17 protein-coding genes are annotated in these 19474 nt (G+C 69.2%); 10 read left to right on the top strand and 7 right to left on the bottom strand.

Going from position 1 to position 19474, the window contains the following annotated elements; genetic code table 11:
- The 3 genes from ACWDTS_RS27790 to ACWDTS_RS27780 all read right to left on the bottom strand — a co-directional run.
- Positions 1–1562: IS1634 family transposase (locus ACWDTS_RS27790; protein WP_450119435.1), on the bottom strand; the 1562-nt coding region annotated here is incomplete at its 3' end.
- A gap of 98 nt (positions 1563–1660) precedes the next feature.
- Positions 1661–2059, bottom strand: coding sequence for a PPOX class F420-dependent oxidoreductase (locus tag ACWDTS_RS27785; protein ID WP_450119434.1), 399 nt, complete (start codon positions 2057–2059; stop codon positions 1661–1663).
- A 25-nt stretch (positions 2060–2084) separates the two neighbouring features.
- Positions 2085–2498, bottom strand: a complete 414-nt coding sequence (locus ACWDTS_RS27780) for a YchJ family protein (protein ID WP_450111409.1) — start codon at positions 2496–2498, stop codon at positions 2085–2087.
- A 64-nt stretch (positions 2499–2562) separates the two neighbouring features.
- Between ACWDTS_RS27780 and ACWDTS_RS27775 the strand changes: the two genes are divergently transcribed.
- The gene (locus ACWDTS_RS27775; protein ID WP_420751468.1) at positions 2563–3183 is read left to right on the top strand and encodes an FHA domain-containing protein; all 621 of its coding nucleotides are present in this window, start codon (positions 2563–2565) and stop codon (positions 3181–3183) included.
- Between the two features lie 21 nt (positions 3184–3204).
- Here the strand turns inward: ACWDTS_RS27775 and ACWDTS_RS27770 are convergent, their stop codons facing one another.
- Positions 3205–4107: an alpha/beta fold hydrolase gene (locus tag ACWDTS_RS27770; protein ID WP_450111408.1), complete on the bottom strand. Its 903-nt coding sequence runs from the start codon at positions 4105–4107 to the stop codon at positions 3205–3207.
- 110 nt (positions 4108–4217) lie between these two features.
- On the opposite strand from ACWDTS_RS27770, the gene ACWDTS_RS27765 reads away from it, so the two are divergent.
- From ACWDTS_RS27765 to ACWDTS_RS27745, 5 genes are all read left to right on the top strand, one after another.
- Positions 4218–4706, top strand: a complete 489-nt coding sequence (locus ACWDTS_RS27765) for a TIGR00725 family protein (RefSeq protein WP_248673661.1) — start codon at positions 4218–4220, stop codon at positions 4704–4706.
- Between the two features lie 121 nt (positions 4707–4827).
- On the top strand, positions 4828–5790 hold the full coding sequence (locus tag ACWDTS_RS27760; protein ID WP_450111407.1) for an ATP-binding cassette domain-containing protein: 963 nt from the start codon (positions 4828–4830) through the stop codon (positions 5788–5790).
- Positions 5787–6569 (top strand): ABC transporter permease, encoded by a 783-nt coding sequence (locus ACWDTS_RS27755; RefSeq protein WP_450111406.1) that lies wholly within the window; start codon positions 5787–5789, stop codon positions 6567–6569. Before ACWDTS_RS27760 ends, ACWDTS_RS27755 begins: the two co-directional genes overlap by 4 nt.
- Complete coding sequence (locus tag ACWDTS_RS27750; RefSeq protein WP_450111405.1) at positions 6566–7402, top strand: ABC transporter permease; 837 nt, start codon at positions 6566–6568, stop codon at positions 7400–7402. The genes ACWDTS_RS27755 and ACWDTS_RS27750 overlap by 4 nt, the downstream gene beginning before the upstream one ends.
- A gap of 50 nt (positions 7403–7452) precedes the next feature.
- Positions 7453–7710, top strand: coding sequence for a chorismate mutase (locus tag ACWDTS_RS27745; RefSeq protein ID WP_197253199.1), 258 nt, complete (start codon positions 7453–7455; stop codon positions 7708–7710).
- Between the two features lie 40 nt (positions 7711–7750).
- Here the strand turns inward: ACWDTS_RS27745 and ACWDTS_RS27740 are convergent, their stop codons facing one another.
- Complete coding sequence (locus ACWDTS_RS27740) at positions 7751–8599, bottom strand: TetR/AcrR family transcriptional regulator (protein ID WP_450111404.1); 849 nt, start codon at positions 8597–8599, stop codon at positions 7751–7753.
- A 58-nt stretch (positions 8600–8657) separates the two neighbouring features.
- On the opposite strand from ACWDTS_RS27740, the gene ACWDTS_RS27735 reads away from it, so the two are divergent.
- The gene (locus tag ACWDTS_RS27735; protein ID WP_450119433.1) at positions 8658–9653 is read left to right on the top strand and encodes an ABC transporter ATP-binding protein; all 996 of its coding nucleotides are present in this window, start codon (positions 8658–8660) and stop codon (positions 9651–9653) included.
- Positions 9650–10474: an ABC transporter permease gene (locus ACWDTS_RS27730; RefSeq protein ID WP_450119432.1), complete on the top strand. Its 825-nt coding sequence runs from the start codon at positions 9650–9652 to the stop codon at positions 10472–10474. Before ACWDTS_RS27735 ends, ACWDTS_RS27730 begins: the two co-directional genes overlap by 4 nt.
- On the opposite strand, the gene ACWDTS_RS27725 is transcribed toward ACWDTS_RS27730, so the two are convergent.
- Together ACWDTS_RS27725 and treY are read right to left on the bottom strand one after the other, a co-directional pair.
- Positions 10458–12641: a molybdopterin-dependent oxidoreductase gene (locus ACWDTS_RS27725; RefSeq protein ID WP_450111402.1), complete on the bottom strand. Its 2184-nt coding sequence runs from the start codon at positions 12639–12641 to the stop codon at positions 10458–10460. The two genes, ACWDTS_RS27730 and ACWDTS_RS27725, sit on opposite strands and share 17 nt — an antisense overlap.
- A gap of 125 nt (positions 12642–12766) precedes the next feature.
- Positions 12767–15121: a malto-oligosyltrehalose synthase gene (gene treY / locus ACWDTS_RS27720; RefSeq protein ID WP_450111401.1), complete on the bottom strand. Its 2355-nt coding sequence runs from the start codon at positions 15119–15121 to the stop codon at positions 12767–12769.
- 78 nt (positions 15122–15199) lie between these two features.
- On the opposite strand from treY, the gene ACWDTS_RS27715 reads away from it, so the two are divergent.
- Both ACWDTS_RS27715 and ACWDTS_RS27710 read left to right on the top strand, forming a co-directional pair.
- Positions 15200–16714 (top strand): DUF222 domain-containing protein, encoded by a 1515-nt coding sequence (locus ACWDTS_RS27715; protein ID WP_450119431.1) that lies wholly within the window; start codon positions 15200–15202, stop codon positions 16712–16714.
- 228 nt (positions 16715–16942) lie between these two features.
- Positions 16943–19474 (top strand): amino acid adenylation domain-containing protein (locus tag ACWDTS_RS27710; RefSeq protein ID WP_450119430.1); only part of this gene is annotated, 2532 nt, incomplete at its 3' end.

Here is a 19474-nt window from a genome sequence, read left to right as displayed (position 1 = left end):
TGCGGCGGGAACGACTCGGTGGCCCCGTTGATGACGATCGTGGAGGTCCGCAGGGGCCGTAGCTGCTTGACGACATTGCCGATCGCCAGGCCGGTGCGGTCCTGGACTTCACGGGCGACGGCCAGCGCGGCGAACACGATGGTCAGGTGTGCCTCGATCGCATCGCGGGTGCGATGGAACATCGGTCGAGCTCGCAGATCGGTTTTCGACATCCGAAACGACTGCTCCACATGCCACAGATCATGATATTTCGCGATGATGTCACGTGAATCCATCACAGAGACAGGAAGATTCGAAACATACCCCTTCAAACCGATGAGGGAACGGGCCCGTTCAATACTCGCAGTGTCCAGGCGCCGGCCCTTCGTGGTGACGGTGACGAAGCGGGTCGCTTTCGCGGGCTTGGTGCCGTCGATGACAGCGCGGGCACGAGCTTCCTGCAGGTTGAGAGTCTGGGCATCGCGCACCGCACGTTTGCGTGAGTACTGCCAGACTGCTCGCCACCCGTTCGGATGCGTCGCCGGATCCCACACAGGCTCGGCCCTGGTACGCACGTTGTTGACGGTGCTGCGTCCGTGACGTGGGGTAATGGTGTCGATGATCTGCCCGTCGGTGAACAGGTCGCCGTGCCAGTGAAAATGCGCGGCGAGATCGCCGGGTGCCTTGGTGACACGGGAGCCGACGATGAACTTCAGTCCGGCCTCGTCGAGATCCTTCAGGTTCGATGCCGACAGCATGCCGGCATCGGCGGCGACGACCATCGCGGTGTCGTCCAGACCGTGCCGCTGCTGGAACTGGCGCACGATCGGCACGATGGTGGTGGTCTCGGCGGTGTTGCCTTCGAAAAATCCAATTTCCAAGGGGAATCCGGTGCGATCGACGAGCAGACCGACCACGATCTGTGGATCGACGCGACGCTCCTTCGAGTACCCGACTTTGCGCAGGTCATCTTCCTTCTCCGCTTCGAAGTACAAGGTCGTCACGTCGTACAAAATCAGGGACAAGTCCCCGCTGGTGACGGCACGGGCGAAGCATCGCGTCGCGACGATGCTGCGGTAGTCGCGAGTGACCGCCGTGGCGAGATGTCGTTGGATTGTTTTGTACGAGACTGTATCTGCACCGAGATCGTCGAGGACTCGTGCGGAGTCGGCTTTCGAGGTGGGTTCGACGATCCGGGCGATGACCAGATCTCGGAACACGGTGTCGCCCACCTCGTCGAATCCGAGTCGGTCGTAGACGGCGGCGAGCACGTCGTAGAGCAACCGCGAACTCGTGCCGAGTGTGCGTCCGGCCGGCGCCACCGTCGCGGCGGCCGGGCGCTCGGGTTCGGGGCGCCAGTCGGCGACCTCGTCGACCCGGGCGATGCGGGTGGAGACCTCGAGGTCGAGTACGCCCTGCTCGCCGTCGGCGATGCGGCGGGCTCGGGCGAGCAGCACACCGAGTTCGGCATCGGTGTGCGCCGACCCGACGTGTTCGATGATCTCGACCCGGCCGCGGTTCTTGCGGGCGACCTGAACCGCGACCGCTCCCGATGCGGTCCGCCCCTTCCGCACGTATGTCACGGCCGGGACGCTACCTGATTAGTACCCCGATCCACCCGACAGGACTGGCGAACATGCAGGTCACGAAGCCGAGCATCTATCTACCCGTCGGTAATGTCCTAACTCGGGTCGTACCACTCGCTCCCGGCGGGTTCGCCGGACAGGTTCCAGCTCCACGAGATCGTCGGCGTGATCCGGGAGTAGACGCCCGGCCCGACCATGCCGACCCGTTCGATCGGTGGTTCGGCGCGGCCGTAGATCCGGATCGATCGCGCGACGAACGGCTCGAACGAGACGAGATCGTCGACGACGATCGCGACCTTGTCGTTGCCGGCCAGGATGTTGCGGAACTTGCGGGTGGTCCGGACCGCCTCGCCGACGCCGCCGATCCACAGGTACGTGCCGTCGAGTTCGAATGCGACGGGCACGACATCGGGTTGACCGTCCGGGCCGACGGTCGCGAGGCGTGCCAGCGGCTGTGACTGCAGATAGGCGATCTCTTCCTCGGTGAACGACACGTCGATCCTCCTCGGGGATGCCGGATCAGGACAGGGCGTCGAGATACAACCAGCGGCCGTCCTCCCGCACGAATCGGCTGTGCTCGTGCAGGGTGTCCTCGATGCCGTTGTACGTGTAGTGGGCGCGGAACTCGACGGTGCCCTCGGTGTGCAGGAAACCACCGCCGGTCGTGCGCAGCACTTCGAGTCCCGTCCACCGCTGATCCGGATCCAGCTCGAGCCGGGTCGGACGGGCGCTCGGATGCCACGTGCGCTCGAGATACTCGGCGTTCCCGACCGCGAACGCCGTGTACCGGGACCGCATCAGCCGCTCGGCGGTCGGTGCGGCCGCGCCGTCGAGCAACGGGCCACAGCACTCCCCGAACGGCACTCCGCGACCACACGGGCACGGGGAATCAGCGGCAGGGACTCGGGTACGTCGACGGTTCACGACACCCATTATCGCGGCCCTTGCCGAGTCAATCGGTGACGGGCACGATGGATTCCGTCTCCGGGAGGTCGCAGTGAGCGTCGGTATCGAGTCACGACTGAGCTACATCGACAAGCAGGGCCGGCAACATCGTTTCGAACTGTCGCCCGCGACACCGCGTGTCACGATCGGCCGGTCACCGGACTCGGATGTGCCGTTCACCGGCGACGAGGAGGTGTCGCGGCTGCATGCGGTCGTCGAATGGCTCGGGACGCACTGGACGATCGTCGACGACGGATTGTCGCGCAACGGAACGTTCGTCAACGGTGAGCGCATCACCGGGCGACGGCGACTGCGGGAAGGCGACAGCATCCGCATCGGCTCTATCCGGTTGACATTCCAGGAGATCGGGGTCGGGCCGGACGAGGCGACCCGGGTCGCCTCGGAGTTGCCGACGGTCCGCTCCGTCACCGAAACCCAGCGCAATGTGCTGGTCGCCCTGTGCCGCCCGTACAAGCACGGCGCCGCGTTCGCCACCCCCGCCTCGAATCAGGCGATCGCCGCGGAGCTCTACCTGAGCGTCGACGCCGTCAAGACCCACCTGCGCGCGTTGTTCACCAAATTCGGTGTCGAGGATCTGCCGCAGAACCTCAAGCGGGTGCGGCTCGCCGAGCTGGCCCTGCACAGCGGCGTCATCACCGAGCGGGATCTCTGAGACGACTCCCGGCCGGCCTGCTCAGGCGACCCTCCGCAGCAGGCCCGCCAGCGCCTGCGCGACCTCGTCGGCCCGCTCGCCGATCACCGAGTGCCCGGCCCCGTCGACACGCACCAGCTCCGCGAGCGGCAGCCGCGATGCCAGCCCGGACGACAACTCGAACGGGGTCCACTCGTCGGCGGAACCGCACAGCACCAGTGCCGGTACCGCCGCGAGCACCGTCAGGGCCGCCGACTCGTCGAGGGCCGCGAACGACCGCAGGAACCCGGCCATCGTCACCACCGACGTATCGCTGTGCAGGACCTTCAGCAACGCAGCCCAGCGACCCTCCGAGCCCGGACGGTCCGCCGGCGGCACCAGCAACGCGCCGACGCGTCCCCCGAACCGGATCGTTCGCTGCATGATGCGCGGCGCCCGCGTCACCGCCCGGTGGAACAGCTCGACCGCCGGGCTGTGCAGGTACCGCCCGAGACCGGACCGGTGCAGATCGCCCGCTGCCGTCGCGATCAGGCCGATCCCCGCCACCCGGCGGCCGATCTCGTGCGGATGCTGCCGCGCGTACGACAGGATCGCCATGCCGCCCATCGAATGCCCGACCAGCACGACCGGGCCGGACGCCACCGCGTTCAGCACCGCCCCGAGATCCCGGCCCAGCTGCTCGACGGTGTACGTCTCGGCGGGAGCGCCACCGGAGCGGCCGTGCCCGCGGTGGTCGAAGAACACCATCCGCACCGACGAGCCCGTCAGCCGCAGAAGCGAATCCCGCAGCGGCGACCAGCTTTCCGTGTGATTGCAGTGACCGTGTACGAACAGGACCGTCAGCGGCGCGATGGCGGCTCCGACCTCCCGGACGGCCAGCGGCACCCCGTCGTCCGCAAGTACCGTGACGCGCCGGACGAGCCGGGCACTGCGAATGGTGGTCATGGCGATCAGGGTGCGCCCGGCACCGCGGTGACCACGACCGATCCCGGCGGTGGAAGTCCGCAACCCCGGAGTGGACTCCACAACACCTTGGGTTGGTGGACAATCGAAAAATGCACGAGCAGCGGTATGTCGGCGTCGTCGGACCCGGCGACGCCACCCCGGAGCAGCGCCGCGTCGCCCGTCGCGTCGGCGGATTGCTGGCCGGGCGGCGCGCAGTGGTCGTGACCGGCGGATTGGGCGGGGTGATGGCGGCGGCGTCCCGCGGCGCGATCGAGGCCGGCGGCACCACGATCGGTCTGTTGCCCGGTGACGAACGGCTCGACGGCAACCCCTACCTGACGGTGTCGATACCCACCGGGATGGGGGAGATGCGCAACGCCCTGCTCGTGCGCAGCAGCGACGCGTTGATCGCGGTCGGAGGAAGCTGGGGCACCATGAGCGAGATCGCGCTGGCGGTCCGGACCGGTGTTCCCGTCGTGTCGATCGGGGGCTGGCAGATGCCCGGCCCCGGCGTGCTGGCCGTCGCCGACCCCGAAGAGGCCGTCGAATGCCTGCACGCCCTGCTCTGGCGGAAGGATCCGCTCGAAGGACGGCAGTAGCAGCTGCCGGGAAGGGAGGTCGCCGAGGTGGTGGCGGACCACCTCTGGGGTGGGTATCGCGGAGGACGCGGCCGGGAGAGCGTGGACATCACGCCTTTCCGCCGTCAGCCAGGAGGACCCCGTGCCGGACCGTACACAGTCGCTGCTCGTCGAAGATGTCACCAAGAGCTTCGGCCCGGTCGAGGCATTGCGCGGAGTGAGCTTCGCCGCGGCCCCCGGTGAGGTGCTCGGGGTCCTCGGACCGAACGGGGCCGGCAAGACCACCGTGGTGAACATCCTCGCGACACTCCTGCGCCCGGATTCCGGGCGGGCCGTCGTCGCCGGGCACGATGTGGTCACCGACGCGGCCGGAGTCCGGCGATCGATCATGCTCACCGGCCAGTACGCCGCGCTCGACGACTCGCTCACCGGATTCGAGAACCTCGTGCTGTTCGCGCGGCTCCTCGGCATGCGACGACGCGCCGCCCGCGCCCGCGCCCGGGAACTGATCGCGGAATTCGACCTGGATGACGCCGCGGACCGCCCCGTCGGCCGGTACTCCGGCGGCATGCGCCGCCGCATCGACATCGCCTGCGGCCTCGTCGTCCCACCCCAGGTGGTGTTTCTCGACGAACCCACCACCGGGCTCGACCCGCGCAGCCGGCAACGCGTGTGGGACCTGGTCGCCGGATTCAAGGCGCAGGGCATCACGACGCTGCTGACCACGCAATACCTCGAGGAAGCGGACCTGCTCGCCGACCGCATCGTCGTCGTGGATCGGGGTGTCGTCGTCGCCGACGACACCGCCGTCCGACTCAAGGACCGCGTCGGCGGCAGTTTCTGCGAGGTGGTGCCGCTGCGCCCCGGCGACGTCACCGCGATTGCAGACGTTGTCCGCACCCTCACCTACGGAGCGGTCGAGATCGGAGCCGACCGGGTCGCGGTGCCCGCCCCCGACGGGGCCGGCACCCTCGCCCGGGTCGCCGCTGCGGTCGCGGCGCGGGGCATCGAGATCGCGGACATCGCGCTGCGCCGCCCGTCGCTCGACGAGGTGTTCCTCACCCTTACCGGAAGCGAAACGGCACCGCTGGAGGTCGCGGCATGACCAGCCTCGCCCCCGAAAGCACACCGATCCGCCAGTGGTGGGTGCTCACGGCCCGTGGGCTGGGATCGGCGCTGCGCGGCGGATCGATGTTGACCGCGCTGATCGCGCCGATCGTGTTCACCCTCGGCTTCTACGTCCCGCTGCACGCGGTGATCACGCGGTTCTCCGGCGGCACCGTCGAATACGGGCGGTTCCTCATGCCGCTGATCGCCCTGCAGGCGGTGTCGTTCACGGCGATCACCGCCGCGTTCGTCGCGGCCACCGACGCGGTGCGCGGCGTCGACCGGCGGTTCGCGGCGATGCCGATACCCGCGGTCGTCCCGGTCACCGCACGGGTCTCGGCGAGCACCGTGCGCTGCGTGCTCGCGGTCGCCGTTGCCGTGGTGTGCGGCCACGTGATCGGCTTCCGTTTCGATGCCGGACCCACCGCCGCGGTGGCGTTCTGCACGGCAGCACTGGCGATCGGGGTGATCCTCACACTCGCCGCCGACGTCCTGGGCACACTCTCACGCAGCCCGGAGGCCACCACTCGCGCGCTGGCCGTTCCACAACTTGTCCTCGGCATGTTCTCGTGCGGATTCCTTCCCCTCGAACAGTTTCCGCAGTGGGCCCAGCCGATCGTGCGCAATCAGCCGGTCTCCCAGTTCACGATCACGCTGCGCGCACTGGCCGACGGCAATTTCGACGCCCACCTGCTGGTTCCGACGCTGCTGTGGCTGTGCGCCCTGCTCGGGATCGTCGGATGGATGGCGGTGCGCGTCACCGGGAGGCGAGCATGACCACGACGACCGGCACCCCCACGACTCAGGGGATTCCTGTGACGACAATCGTTCCCGCGGCGGAGAACTCGATCCGGATGCTGCTGCCGCACACCTGGTTGCAGTCGCGCCGACTGCTCACCCGCTGGCGCCGGGACCCCATGACCGTGGTCCAGACCCTCGCCTATCCGGTCGCGATGCTGGTGATGCTCGACGTCGTGCTGGGCCGGCAGGTCACGGCCTTCGCCGGTCACGACGCGCTGTACGGCACGGTACCCATGGTCGCGGTGATGAGCGCGTTGCTCGGTTCGCTCGCCGGAACGATCAACCTCCGTCGTGAATGCGAGGCGGGCCTGCCGGGACGGCTGTGGACACTGCCGGTCCACCGGGCGTCGGCGTTGTTGTCGCGCTCGGTTGCGGAGGCGGTGCGGATCGCCGCGACCACCACGGTGATCCTGGCCGTCGGGACAGCACTCGGATTCCGGTTCCACGCCGGGGCTCTCGCCGCGCTCGGATTCGTGGCTGTACCGGTGATCTTCGGCGTCGGCTTCGCGGTCCTCGTCACCACCATCGGTCTGACCTGGTCGAATACCGGTGTGGTCGAGGCTGTTTCGCTCCTGTGCACGCTGTTGCTGTTCTTCAACCCGGGTTTCGTTCCGGTGACCGCCTATCCCGGCTGGATCCGACCGTTGGTGGAGAACCAGCCGATGACCGCGGCGGTCGAGACCATGCAGGCGTTCTCGCTCGGTGGTCCCGTCGCCGAACCGCTGGTCCGGATACTCGCGTGGTCGGTCGTCCTGATCGGCGGATGCGCGATCCCGCTCGCACGCCGGTACCGCCGCGCCCTGTGCTGACCACCCGGTCGGACCGAAACCCGTACCCATCACCAGAAGGAGAAAACGACGTGACTGCGATCATCAGACCCACCCTCGCCGAACTCGAGGTCGACCGGCTCTACGACGAGATGGACCGGCTCGACGCCGGCATTGTCGCCGCCGTGCAGCAGCGCACGGAACTGGCCCGGCGCATCGCGGAGGCGCGTGTCGTCGCAGGGTCGCCGAGGGTGACCCACGCGGACGACATCGACGTGATCCGCCGGTACACCAGCGAACTCGGGGGATCCGGGACGGCGATGGCGATGAGTCTGCTCCGGCTGCGCTGACGTCTGCGTAGGCCGGCGGGGGAGTGCGGAAGCTCGGGGCTCAAGCGTCGGCTGTGTCGACGTCCGCACACCCGGCAGGGTCGGGTCCGGACATGCGCACGCACTCGTCGAACGACGGGACAGCGCTGCCGGAGCCACCGGCCCGCTCGATGAGCAGCTCGATGGTGTCGAGCAGCCCGCCGATGCGCAGTTCGAACGGAGTGGCGGCGTCGTCGAACGCCCCCATCGTCCACAACCGCGTCATCGTCGGGTAGCGGGCCGGGTCGAAGGTGTTCTCCCAGAAGTCGGTCTGCGCGGACCAGTACGCCTCGTAGTCGGTGCCCTGGTCGCGTTCGTCGGCGATCTCCGCAGCGGCGGCGCGCGCGAACCCGGACACGGCCTGGCGCACGATGCCGATCGTCTCCACGACCTGGTTCGCGGTCAGACCGGTGTCGACGAGGATCCGGAAGGCGGCCTCGTCCGCGTCGAAGACGTGGGGTGCCAACGGCATTCGCCAGGTGTTCACGGTGAGGAGCCAGGAATGGGTCCGCAGCAGCGAAAAGTACCCGCGCGCATAGGTTTCGAGCGCGGTGCGCCACGGCAGTTCCGGGTCGGGCAGTGCGAGGTCGGCGTAGGCGCGGTCGATCATGGCATCGATCAGATGGTCCCGGGACGGCACATGCGAATAGAGGGTCATCGTGCCGACGCCGAGCGCCCGCGCGACCGAGCGCATCGACACCGCGTCGAGTCCGCGCTCGTCGGCGATCGCGACCGCGGCGTCGACGATCTGCGTGCGGTTCACGCGCGCGGGCCGGCCACGCGTCGGAGCTGCCGGCGGTTCCCACAAGGGTGCGAATCGCTTGTCGCCCGCCGGGGGTGTGGTGTTGTCGGCCGGATCGATCTCGACCACTCGAACTCCTCGGAAGATGCCGTTGCGCGTGCTTTTCGTACAGCGTACCGTCAAATCTGTGACTGAATCGGTACACCGTACGGGAAACGCGATTCGGGCGAGGGGACTGACCAAGACCTTTCGCCGCAGGAAAGAGACCGTCGAGGCGGTCAAAGGCATCGACCTCGATGTCGCCCAAGGGGAACTCGTGGCGATCCTCGGCCCCAACGGCGCCGGAAAGTCCACCACCATCAGGATGCTCACCTCTGTGCTGACGCCGACCTCCGGCACCGCCGAGGTCGCCGGCCGCGACGTCGTGCGCGAGCCGGCCGCAGTGCGGGCCCGCATCGGATACGTCGGACAGGGCAACGCCGGGGGCTACTCGTACCGGGTCGGCGACGAACTGCGGAACCAGGCGCGGTTCTATTCCGTCCCCGGCGACGTCGCGAAACGACGTGCCGCGGACCTGCTCGAAGCGCTGGAACTGACCGGTCTGGAGAAGCGCACCGTGCAATCCCTCTCGGGCGGACAGCGCCGCCGGCTCGACGTCGCGATGGGCCTGATGAACCATCCGCGCCTGCTGTTCCTGGACGAGCCCACCACCGGCCTCGACCCGCACGCCCGCGCGAATCTGTGGGAGCACGTCCTGCGATTGCGTGAGGAGAACGGTATGACGCTGCTGCTCACCACTCACTACCTCGACGAGGCCGACGCGATGGCCGAGCGGATCGTGCTGATCGACCACGGCACCGTCATTACAGACGCCGCACCCGAGGTGCTCGAACGGGACTACGCCGACGATGTCGTCACCGTCGAACTGGCCGCGGGGCAGAGCCCGGCGACCGCACGGTCGGTGCTGCCGTCCGCCGTCGTCTCCGTGACCGAATCGGTGACCGGCACGGGCGCGGTGCGGCTCGCACTCAGCACACGCAACGGCCCCGAACTGGTTCCGCCGCTGATGCGAGCCCTGGACGCCGCGGGCGTGTCCGTCACCTCGACCGACGTGAAACCCGCGTCGCTCGACGACGTGTTCCTCAATCTGACCGGCAGGTCCCTGCGCGAGGAGGCGGCATGACCTACGTGATCGACCGGACCGCGGCCGAATCCTATGCCCTCGAAGATCGCTCGCGGTTACGCAAGTGGCTCCACGACACCGGGGCGGTGTTCACGCGCGAGATCCTCGTCGTACTGCACGATCCGTTCACGCTGATCTTCTCGCTGCTGCAACCGCTGGTGTTCCTCGCGTTGTTCGGTCCGCTGCTGGATGGCATGCTCGGCGCCGGTGGCATCGGTGGGGATACGGCGCTGCAGTGGTTCCTGCCCGGTGTGCTCGTGATGATCGCGATCTTCGGCACCGGCATGGTCGGCGGCAACCTGCTGTACGAGTTGATGACCGGTGCCTACGAACGCATCCTCGCAACACCACTGGACCGCTCGTCCATCCTCGTCGGCCGCGCACTGAAGGAGTTCGCACCGCTCGTCGGGCAGGCGTTGCTCATCACGGTCGCCGCGATCCCGTTCGGCCTGGCCTTCTATCCGATCCAGGTGCTCGTGGGCCTGTTGATCCTGGGCATCTTCGGGATCGGTCTCGGTGCGCTGTCCTACGCGCTGGGCCTGGCCGCGAAGGGCCGGGAGTGGCTGTTCTGGGGCGTCCAGCAGTCCGTGATCTTCCCCCTGCTGCTGCTCGCCGGCATGATGCTGCCGCTCGACTCGGGTCCCGCGTGGATGCAGGCGGCGGCCAAGGTGAACCCGCTGACCTACATCGTCGACGCCGAGCGTGCGTTGTTCACCGGCACGCTGTGGGACAGCGAGGTCGCGTGGGGTTTCGCCGCCGCGTTCGCGACCTGCGCGGTCGGGTTGTGGGTCGGCATCCGCACGGTCAATCGGACGGTCTGACGGCGGTGCCCGCGGTGGTCGTCGCGGCCACGTTCACCATCGTCGCGTTGACGGCGGCGTTGCCGGTGAAGGTGTCGGTGACCGCCGGATCGTGCAGCAGGTTGACGTTGGCGCCGGGGTGGGCGGCGGCCGTGGACCAGCCGACACCCTTCTCATCGTGACCCCAGCCGTGCGGAATCGCGACGGTACCGGCCCGGATCTCGTCGCTGACCTCGACGGGCACCACGATGCTGCCGATCCGGGAGCGCACGGTCACCGGCTGGCCGTGGACGAGCGACCGGGACGCGGCGTCGTCGGGATGCATCAGGACCGTGCACCGGTCGCGGCCCTTGACCATCGTCGGAATGTTGTGCAGCCACGAGTTGTTCGATCGCAGGTGGCGGCGTCCGATCAGGCGTAGGTCGAATTCCGTTTCCTGCGACGGCTTCTCGGTCTCGGCGAGCAGGCGGCGTGTTTCGTCGACGAACTCCGGCGGCGCCACGTGCACGCGGCGGTCCCGGGTGGCCAGCAGCGACCGCAGCCGCGGTTGCAGCGGCCCGAGGTCGACTCCTCCGGGGGAGCGCCGGATCTTCCCGAGCGTCAACCCCCGACGCCCGTGGCGCAGCACACCGTGCGGGCCGGTCAGGACACCGAGCGCACCCAGCCGCAGTGGGCTGACTCGATCGAGCAGGGCGCGGAGAGGACGAGTCAGCCGCGACCGCAGCGGAAGCGGAAGCACCTCGAGGGTCAGGCGCGACAGGATCTGCCAGTCCTCGAGCGCGTCCGCCGCCGGCTCGAACACCCGGGCGTTGAACCGTGCGTTGTTGCGGACGGAGAAGACCGGGAACAGGAAGTCGAATTCCTCGCGTTCGAGGTGGGACACCGGCGGAAGGATCAGGTCGGCGTGCCGGGACGTCTCGGTGAGGTACATGTCGACCGCGACGAAGAAGTCGAGACCCTCGAGGGCCTCGTCGAGACGGCCTCCCTGCGGGGTGGACAGCACCGGGTTTCCGGCGTAGGTGACCAGCGCGCGGACGGGGCCGGCGGAACCCGGGCCGTCGCCGAGTATCTCGTCGGCCAGGCCCACCACGGGCAGTTCCGTCCGGAACGACTTGTGCTCGCCGGTGCGGCTGCTCCACAGGCCGTATCCCGAACCGAGTCGCCGCACGAGACGGGCCGCGTCGATCGGTGGCGTCGCGAACATCTGGCCGCCCGGCCGGTCGAGATTTCCGGTCACGGCGTTGAGCGTGTTCACCAGCCAGTGGGTGAGGGTGCCGGTGACCTGATGGCAGACACCGATGCGGGCGTACACGATCGCGGACCGGGCCGCGGCGTGGTCGCGGGCCAGGCGCCGGATGGTGTCCGCGTCCACCCCGGCGCGGGGCGCCATCGCCTCGGGCGTGCAGGGTGCGACCAGCTCGGCGAGGTCCTCGATGCCGGTCAGCGGCACGGTGCCGGATGCCGGGCCGGTGCCGTCGGCGAGGATCGTGTGCAGCATGCCGAGCAGCAGGTAGGGATCGCCGCCCGGACGCACCGCGACGTGCTCGTCCGCCAGCCGCGCCGTCTCGGTGCGCCGCGGGTCGACGACGACCACGGATCCACCGCGGCGCCGGATCGCGGCGATGCGGCCGCGGGCGTCGGGCATCGTGGTGATCGAGCCGTTGGACACCGCGGGATTGGCCCCGAGGATCAGCAGCCGGTCGGTGCGGTCGACGTCCGCGATCGGCATCAGCACGTTCGAGCCGAACATCTTCCACGCCGCGAACTCCTGCGGGAACTGATCGATCGAGGATGCCGAGTAGAACTTGCGGGTGAGGAGGGCGATACGCAGCGCGATGCCGTAGACGGCCGACGAGCTGTGTGCGGCCGGGTTGCCCAGGTACATCGCGATCGCGTCGCGACCGTGCCGTCGCCGGACGGCGCGCAACCGTTCGCCGGCCAGCGCGAACGCCTCGTTCCAGCCGATCTCCTCGAAGCCGTCGCCGACGCGTCGCATCGGGCGCCGGAGCCGGTCCGGGTCGTGGTGCAGACCCGCGAGCGCGGTGGCCTTCGGGCAGATGTAGCCGTGCGAGAGCACGTCATCGGGATCGCCCTCGATGCGGGTGACCCTGTCGTGGTCGACGGTGACGCGTATTCCGCAGTGCGCCTCACACAGGGTGCACTGACGAGCGACGGTACGTGTGGACACAGCGGCCCCCTCCGCGGTCATGTGTGAAACCTAGCACTCCCGCGAGGCGCTCGTAACGAAGGTTCGACAGTACGGACGATCGTCCGCGAGAGGACACCTTCGGTCCGTCCCGTCGCGGGCGATGTTCACCCGTCGTCGCGGGCGATGGCCGCGACCGGCAGGGTGCCGAGGATCTCGCTCAGGCGTACCGAGCCGGTGAAGGCCCGGCCGGTGAGCCGATCCGTCCAGCTTCCCGACGGAAGATCGAGAACCGTTTCCTCCCAGCCGATGTCGCCGAGTGCCACGGTGTGGAGCGTGGCCACCGCGACGACGTCGAGGTCGTCGGCGGCCGGTCCGCGTCCGAATGCCAGGACATGGCCGGCGGCGGGACCCGCCGCGACCAGCGGCACGTACGCGCCGCCGACGAAACTCGACGGCCGCGCCCGGCGCAGGTGCAGCGCCTCGCGCACGACCCGGAACTTCGGCGGCGCCGCCTCGGGGTGGGCGAGCAGTCGGCGGCGGGCGTCGAAGTCCACCGGGCGCCGGTTGTCGGGATCGACGAGCGAGTCGTCCCACAGTTCGGTGCCCTGGTACACGTCGGGAATCCCCGGTCCGAGCAGTTGCAGCAACTTCTGGCCGAGCGACACCGCCGCGACGTGCCGGGAGACCGAGTCGACGAACGAGGTCATCGCGTCGTGTACCGGACCGTCGATCACGGCGTCGATCCAGCCCGCGACCGCAGCCTCGAACCCGTCGTCGACCTGCGTCCACGTCGTTCGTGTCCCGTTTTCCCGCAGTGCCTTTCGCGCGTACTCGTGGACCCGTCCGCGTAGCTCGGTGGTGACCACCCCGTCCTCGGGCCACACTCCGAACAGGGTCTGCCACAGGAAGGATCCGAAGGCGGGGTCGGGACTCGGTGCGAGACCGTTCCACTCGGCCAGGTGAGCGGCCCACTGCGTTGCGACCTGGGAGAGCACCGAGATGCGGGCGCGGACGTCCTCGCTGCGTTTGGTGTCGTGTGTCGACAGGGCGGTCATCGCCTGCGGCCACCGCCGTGCCCGCTCCTGCCACGCCAGATGGAACTGCGAGACCGGCATCGCGAACCCTCCCGGCTGCCCACCGACCTCCTGCAACGAGATCAGCCGGGAGGCACGGTAGAACAGTCGGTCCTCCACCGCCTTCGCGGTCGCGGCGCCGCACACCTGGCCGAACCGGGCCACCGCTTCCCCTCCGGTGGACAACGCCCGGACGAGCAGTTGCAGCGCTGCCTCGAGTTCGGGGCGAGCACCCGCGACCTCGCCGACGATCCGCGGCAGCATGCCGGCGAGCGGCGCATAATCCGCCCGATACACCGGCAGCGCCGCCGCGACCGCGACCACCGCCTCACGCAGCGCATCCGAGTCGACACCGGCCGTGCCTCCGTCGCGCCGCACCGCACGCACGAGCCGGCGAACCTCCGGTGCCAGTCCCTCGGTCAGGACGGCGCGTTTCGACTGCACCTCCTGCTCGTGGAACCATGCCGCGTCCTCGGCCGTGCCGGTACACCTGCGGGACAGTTCGGTCAGAGCCGATTCGCCTCGCGGATCGACGAATACGGCTGCGAGCTCGTTCAATGCGTCGTACCCGGTGGTGCCGTCCACCGGCAGCGTCGGATCGAGCGGTTCGTCGGCGCCGAGGATCTTCTCGATCACCAGCCAGCGGTCCGGCCCGAGCAGCGCTCGCAACCGGACGAGATATCCGGTCGGGTCCGCGAGACCGTCCGGGTGGTCGACCCGGATTCCGTCGACAAGTCCGTCCGCCACCCACTCGGCGACCTGTACGTGCGCATCGTCGAACACGACGGGATCCTCGACGCGCACCGCCGCGAGATCGTCGATCGTGAAGAACCGCCGATAGCCGACGAGTCCCGAGTCCCACGGCACCAACCGGTACGCCTGCCGCTCGTGTACTTCGGCGGCGGTTCCGGTGTCGGTGCCGGGTGCGACGGGAAACCGCTTGTCGTAGTAGGCGAGCATGGGTTCCGGCCCGGTGCGATCCACCGTCAGGTCGTCGGGGCCGTCGCCGGAGCCCAGTGCGGGCAGCGCGATCTTCCCGTCGGCACCATCGGATTCCCGGTCGACGTCGAAGTGCCGGGCGTACCGGGACTGCTGCCCGTGCTGGAGCAGATCCCACCACCAGCGGTTCTGGCGGGCGTCGGCGACGCCGACGTGGTTAGGCACGATGTCGATCACCAGGCCCATGCCGCGGGAGCGGGCGCGAGCGGCGAGTGCTTCGAGCCCGGCTAGGCCGCCGAGCGCATCGGAGACCGTGGCCGGGTCGGTGACGTCGTAGCCGTGGGTCGATCCGACCGTTGCGGTGAGTACGGGGGACAGGTAGAGGTGGCTGATCCCGAGTTCGGCGAGGTAGTCGACGAGCGCTGCGGCGTCGTCGAATCGCAGCCCGTCGCCCCGCAATTGCAGGCGGTAGGTTGCCTGGACCGCGGGCACCTCGGATGGCTCCATGTGCAGTCACCTTAGACGGAATTCCGGCGGTCGACTCGTTCAGTGCTTTCTGTCGGACCCCTTCGCTACGATTCGAACATGCTTTCGATGGGGGTGCGAGGGGGCGAGGTCGGGGCGCGGCTTGCCGCGCTCGACGCCGCGGTGGACGGTCTGCTCGAGGACGACCTCACCGGCTTGTCGAACAACGATCTGGTCGAGTTCTTCCAGCGCATCGAAACCGTCCTGCGCAAGGCCACTGCCGTCGGCCATCGAATGATTGTCGAGACCGTCGAACGACGGGTCCCGGAGGAGCTCGGGTGCCGCTCGATCAACGACTTCCTGGTCGGAACCCTGCGGATCTCCGCCGCGGACGCGGCCCGGCGGGTCAAAGGCGCGAAGAAGGTCGGCACCTGGCATTCCCTCGACGGCGAGGACCTGGACCCGGACCTGCCCGCCACCGCTGCCGCGGCGCGCTCTGGCGCGATCGGGCCGGATCATGTCGCCGCGGTCGCGAAGGTGATGCGGAAGGTGCCGCACGGGGTCGGGTTCGACGAGATCACCGTCGCCGAGCAGATCCTCGCGGACGCGGCCTGCTCGGTCACGCCCGACGACTTGGTGAAACTCGGCGCGCATCTGCTCGCGTATCTGAATCCGGACGGGGACGTTCCGGACGAGAAGGAACGCAAGCGGCGCCGTGGTCTGCGGATCGGCAAGCAGGGCGTCGATCTCATGACCCCGATCTCCGGGCTCATCGATCCCGAAACCCGGGCGCTGCTCGAACCGGTGCTGGCGAAACTCGCCCGACCCGGCATGAACAACCCGGACGATCCCGAATCACCTTCCGGTGATGTCGAATCCGAGACCCTCGACCGCGATGCGCTCGCGAAGGCCGCGGCCCGCGACACTCGCACGGCGGTGCAGCGCAACCACGACGCGTTGAAAGTCGCCCTGCGGCAGATGTTGTCGTCGGGTGTGTTGGGTAGTCACCGAGGATTGCCGGTGACCGCGATCCTGACCATGAGCGTGAAGCAACTCGAGGAAGTAGCCGGGGTCGTGACCACCGCGTCGGGTGGGTTGGTGCCGATCCGGGACGCGTTGCGGATGGCCGAGAACGCCCATCCGGTGCTGGCGGTCTTCGATCACCACGGCCGGCCCCTGCACCTCGGCCGCGCCAAACGCTTGGCGTCGGCCGATCAGCGCCTCGCGTTGATCGCCGCCTCCGGCGGCTGCACCCGCCCCGGCTGCGACGCCCCCGCGACACTCACCGCCGTCCATCACATCACCGAATGGCGGGACGGTGGAGCCACCGACATCACCAACGAGGATCTCGCCTGCGACGCGTGCCACGCGCTGGTGCACGACGGGCCCGGCGGCTGGCAAACACGCGTCGCGTCGGCCGACTCCGAGCACCCGGGGCGTACCGAATGGATCCCGCCACCGCACATCGATCCCGAGCAGAGACCGCGGGTCAATCACCGCCATCACCTCGGTGACCTGCTGTCGGCGGCGTTGGCGCACTACCGTGCCCGCCGCGAAACCGAGCTGCGCGAGCACCGGCGGCGGTGGATGCGGGAACCGGGCGGGGACGGCACAGGTGACGAGGGCTCCCCGTAGCGGTCACCGGCGTGCCGAACTCTTCTTTCTCTAGGGCTTTGTCCAGTAAGGCTTCTCCCTCCGCGTGCCGGTCGGCAACGCGCGGAGGGGAGGGCATTTCAGGATTACCTAACTGAAGGTAGGCTCAGCTAACTGTCGACTCGGGTGGGTGTGTGACCCGAGCCGAACTTGCCGTGTCCGCTCGACCTCGGAGGAGCCTCCGAGGGCGCTGTCCTGGGAGTTTCATTCATGATGTCGACTGCCGTCGTTCGCGCCATCCCCGTCACCGGTGCTCAAGCCGGTGTGTGGTTCGGACAGCAGGCGGTCGAGGAACCCGCGGTCTACGTCGTCTCGCACGCCTGGGAACTCCGCGGCATCCTCGACTCGACGGCACTCGTCGACGCCGTTTCCGCGACCCTCGGTGAGGCCGACGGCCTCTCGGCTCGTTTCGGTGAAGAGGACGGGCGGGTCGTCCAGTGGATCGGCGCCCACGACATCACCGCGGTCCCCATCGAGGACCTCAGCGCTCTGCCCGACCCGGAAGCAGCGGCCCGGGAACGCCTCGGGGTCCGGCAGGCCATAGACCCGGCAACCGACCCCTGCGTCGCGGCCCGGATCCTCCTGCTCGCCGACGATCACGCGATCGTGGTGCTCACCGCGCACCACATCGTCCTCGACGCATTCGGTCTGGGTCTTCTCGGACGCCGCGCCGCCGAGCGATACTCGGCCGCCGTGCGCGGCGAGGCCGCCCCCGACTCGTGGTTCGGGACGGTCGACGCGGTCGTCGCGGAGTACGAGCAGTACGAGACGTCGGAGAAATCCGAGCAGGACCGCGCATTCTGGACGCAGACCCTCGCCGGCGCCCCCGATGCCGTGACCCTGTCCACCGGCAATGCCGCGGCCGGATTCGCGGCGCGCGTGCGCTCCCACGCCCACGTGCTCGACCCCGAGTCGACCACCGCGCTGTCCGCGCTCGGCCGCACCGCCCGCGGAACGTGGGGCGACGCACTGGCCGCGCTCACCGCGGCGTTCGTCGCCGGTTGGACCGGGAGCGGCGAGGTCGTGCTCGAGTTCCCGCTGATGAACCGCTTCGGCTCCGCCGCGATGACGGTCCCGACGATGGCGGTCAACGTCGTGCCGCTGCGCATCCCGGTCGCCGCCGATGCCACTGCGGAGTCCGTGACCGCCGCCGGGATCGCCGCGATCCGTGCAGCCGGTGCCCACGGGCGGTACCGCGGAGAGCGGATCGCCCGTGACGTTCGTACCGAATCCGGTGCCGCCGTGTCCGGACCGTGGCTCAACATCAAACCGTTCGGCGACGAGCTGCGCTTCCACGGCCTCGATGCCCAGGTGCATTCGCTCGCGCGCGGACCGGTGCGCGATCTGTCCCTGACCGTGCGCCAGACCGCCGCCGGCGCCGTCGAGCTGCAGTTCGACGCCGACGCCGACCGTTACAGCGAAAGGGACCTGGAACTCGTCGCACTGCGACTGGCCCGCTTCGTCGAGGCGGCGCTCTCCGCCGACGGCACGCCCGTCGCGCGCACCGCGATGCTCCTGGACACCGATTTCGCCACGATCGCCGAACTCGGCGCCGGAGCCGTCCGCGAACTCGAACCCGCCACCCTCGACGACCTGCTCGTCCGGCAGGCACGCCGCACGCCCGACGCCCCTGCCGTGCGGTTCGAGGACCGCACGCTGACCTACCGCGAATTCGACACGGCCGTCGAGCGATTCGCGAATCGCTTGCGCGAACACGGCGTCCGGGTGGGGGATCGGGTCGCGGTGCTCCTCGCCCGCTCCGAGCGGCTGCCGCTGGTGTTGTGCGCAATCCTGCGCACCGGCGCCGCGTACGTCCCCGTCGACACCGCCTACCCGGCGGACCGGATCGCCTACATCCTCGACGACGCCGAACCCGCCGCGGTCGTCACCGACGCCACCGCCGCCGACCGAGCCGATCTCCTCGCGGACCTGACCGTGCCCGTCATCGCCGCGGACACCGCGGCCGACACCACTGCGGAGACCCGCACCGACGCGGCGCACGCCGACCGGTCGCTCACCGTCCGCGATGCCGCGTACCTGATCTACACGTCCGGGTCCACCGGCCGGCCCAAGGGCGTCGTCGTCACCCACGAGGCGATCGTGAACCGCCTGGTGTGGATGCAGGACACCTACCCGCTCACCGCCGACGACCGGATCCTTCAGAAGACCCCCTCGAGCTTCGACGTGTCGGTGTGGGAGTTCTTCTGGCCGTTGATCACCGGCGCCACCCTCGTGATGGCCCGGCCCGACGGCCACCGCGACCCCCAGTACCTCACCGACGTGATCGCCGCGGAACGGATCACCACGTTGCACTTCGTGCCGTCCATGCTGGCCGCGTTCGTCGAATCCGCGCCGTCCCCGGACCGCCTCGCGACCGTCCGCCGCATCTTCTGCTCGGGTGAGGCGCTGCCGGCAGCGACCGCCCACACGGCAGCCGAACTCGTCGGTGACCGGGTGCACAACCTCTACGGCCCCACCGAGGCCGCGGTCGACGTCACGTACCACGCCTACGGACCCGCCGACGACGACCGCGCGTCGGTGCCGATCGGGTTGCCGGTGGCCAATACGTCGGTGGTGGTGTTGGACGGCTGGTTGCGTCCGGTGCCGGTCGGTGTGGTGGGTGAGTTGTATCTCGGTGGGGTGCAGCTGGCGCGGGGCTATCACGCGCGGATGGGGTTGACCGCGTCGCGGTTCGTCGCCGATCCGTTCACTGCGGGTGGGCGGTTGTATCGGACGGGGGAT

This window comes from Rhodococcus sp. NPDC003383 (genome assembly GCF_053589115.1).
This window is presented reverse-complemented; position numbering and strand designations above follow the sequence as displayed.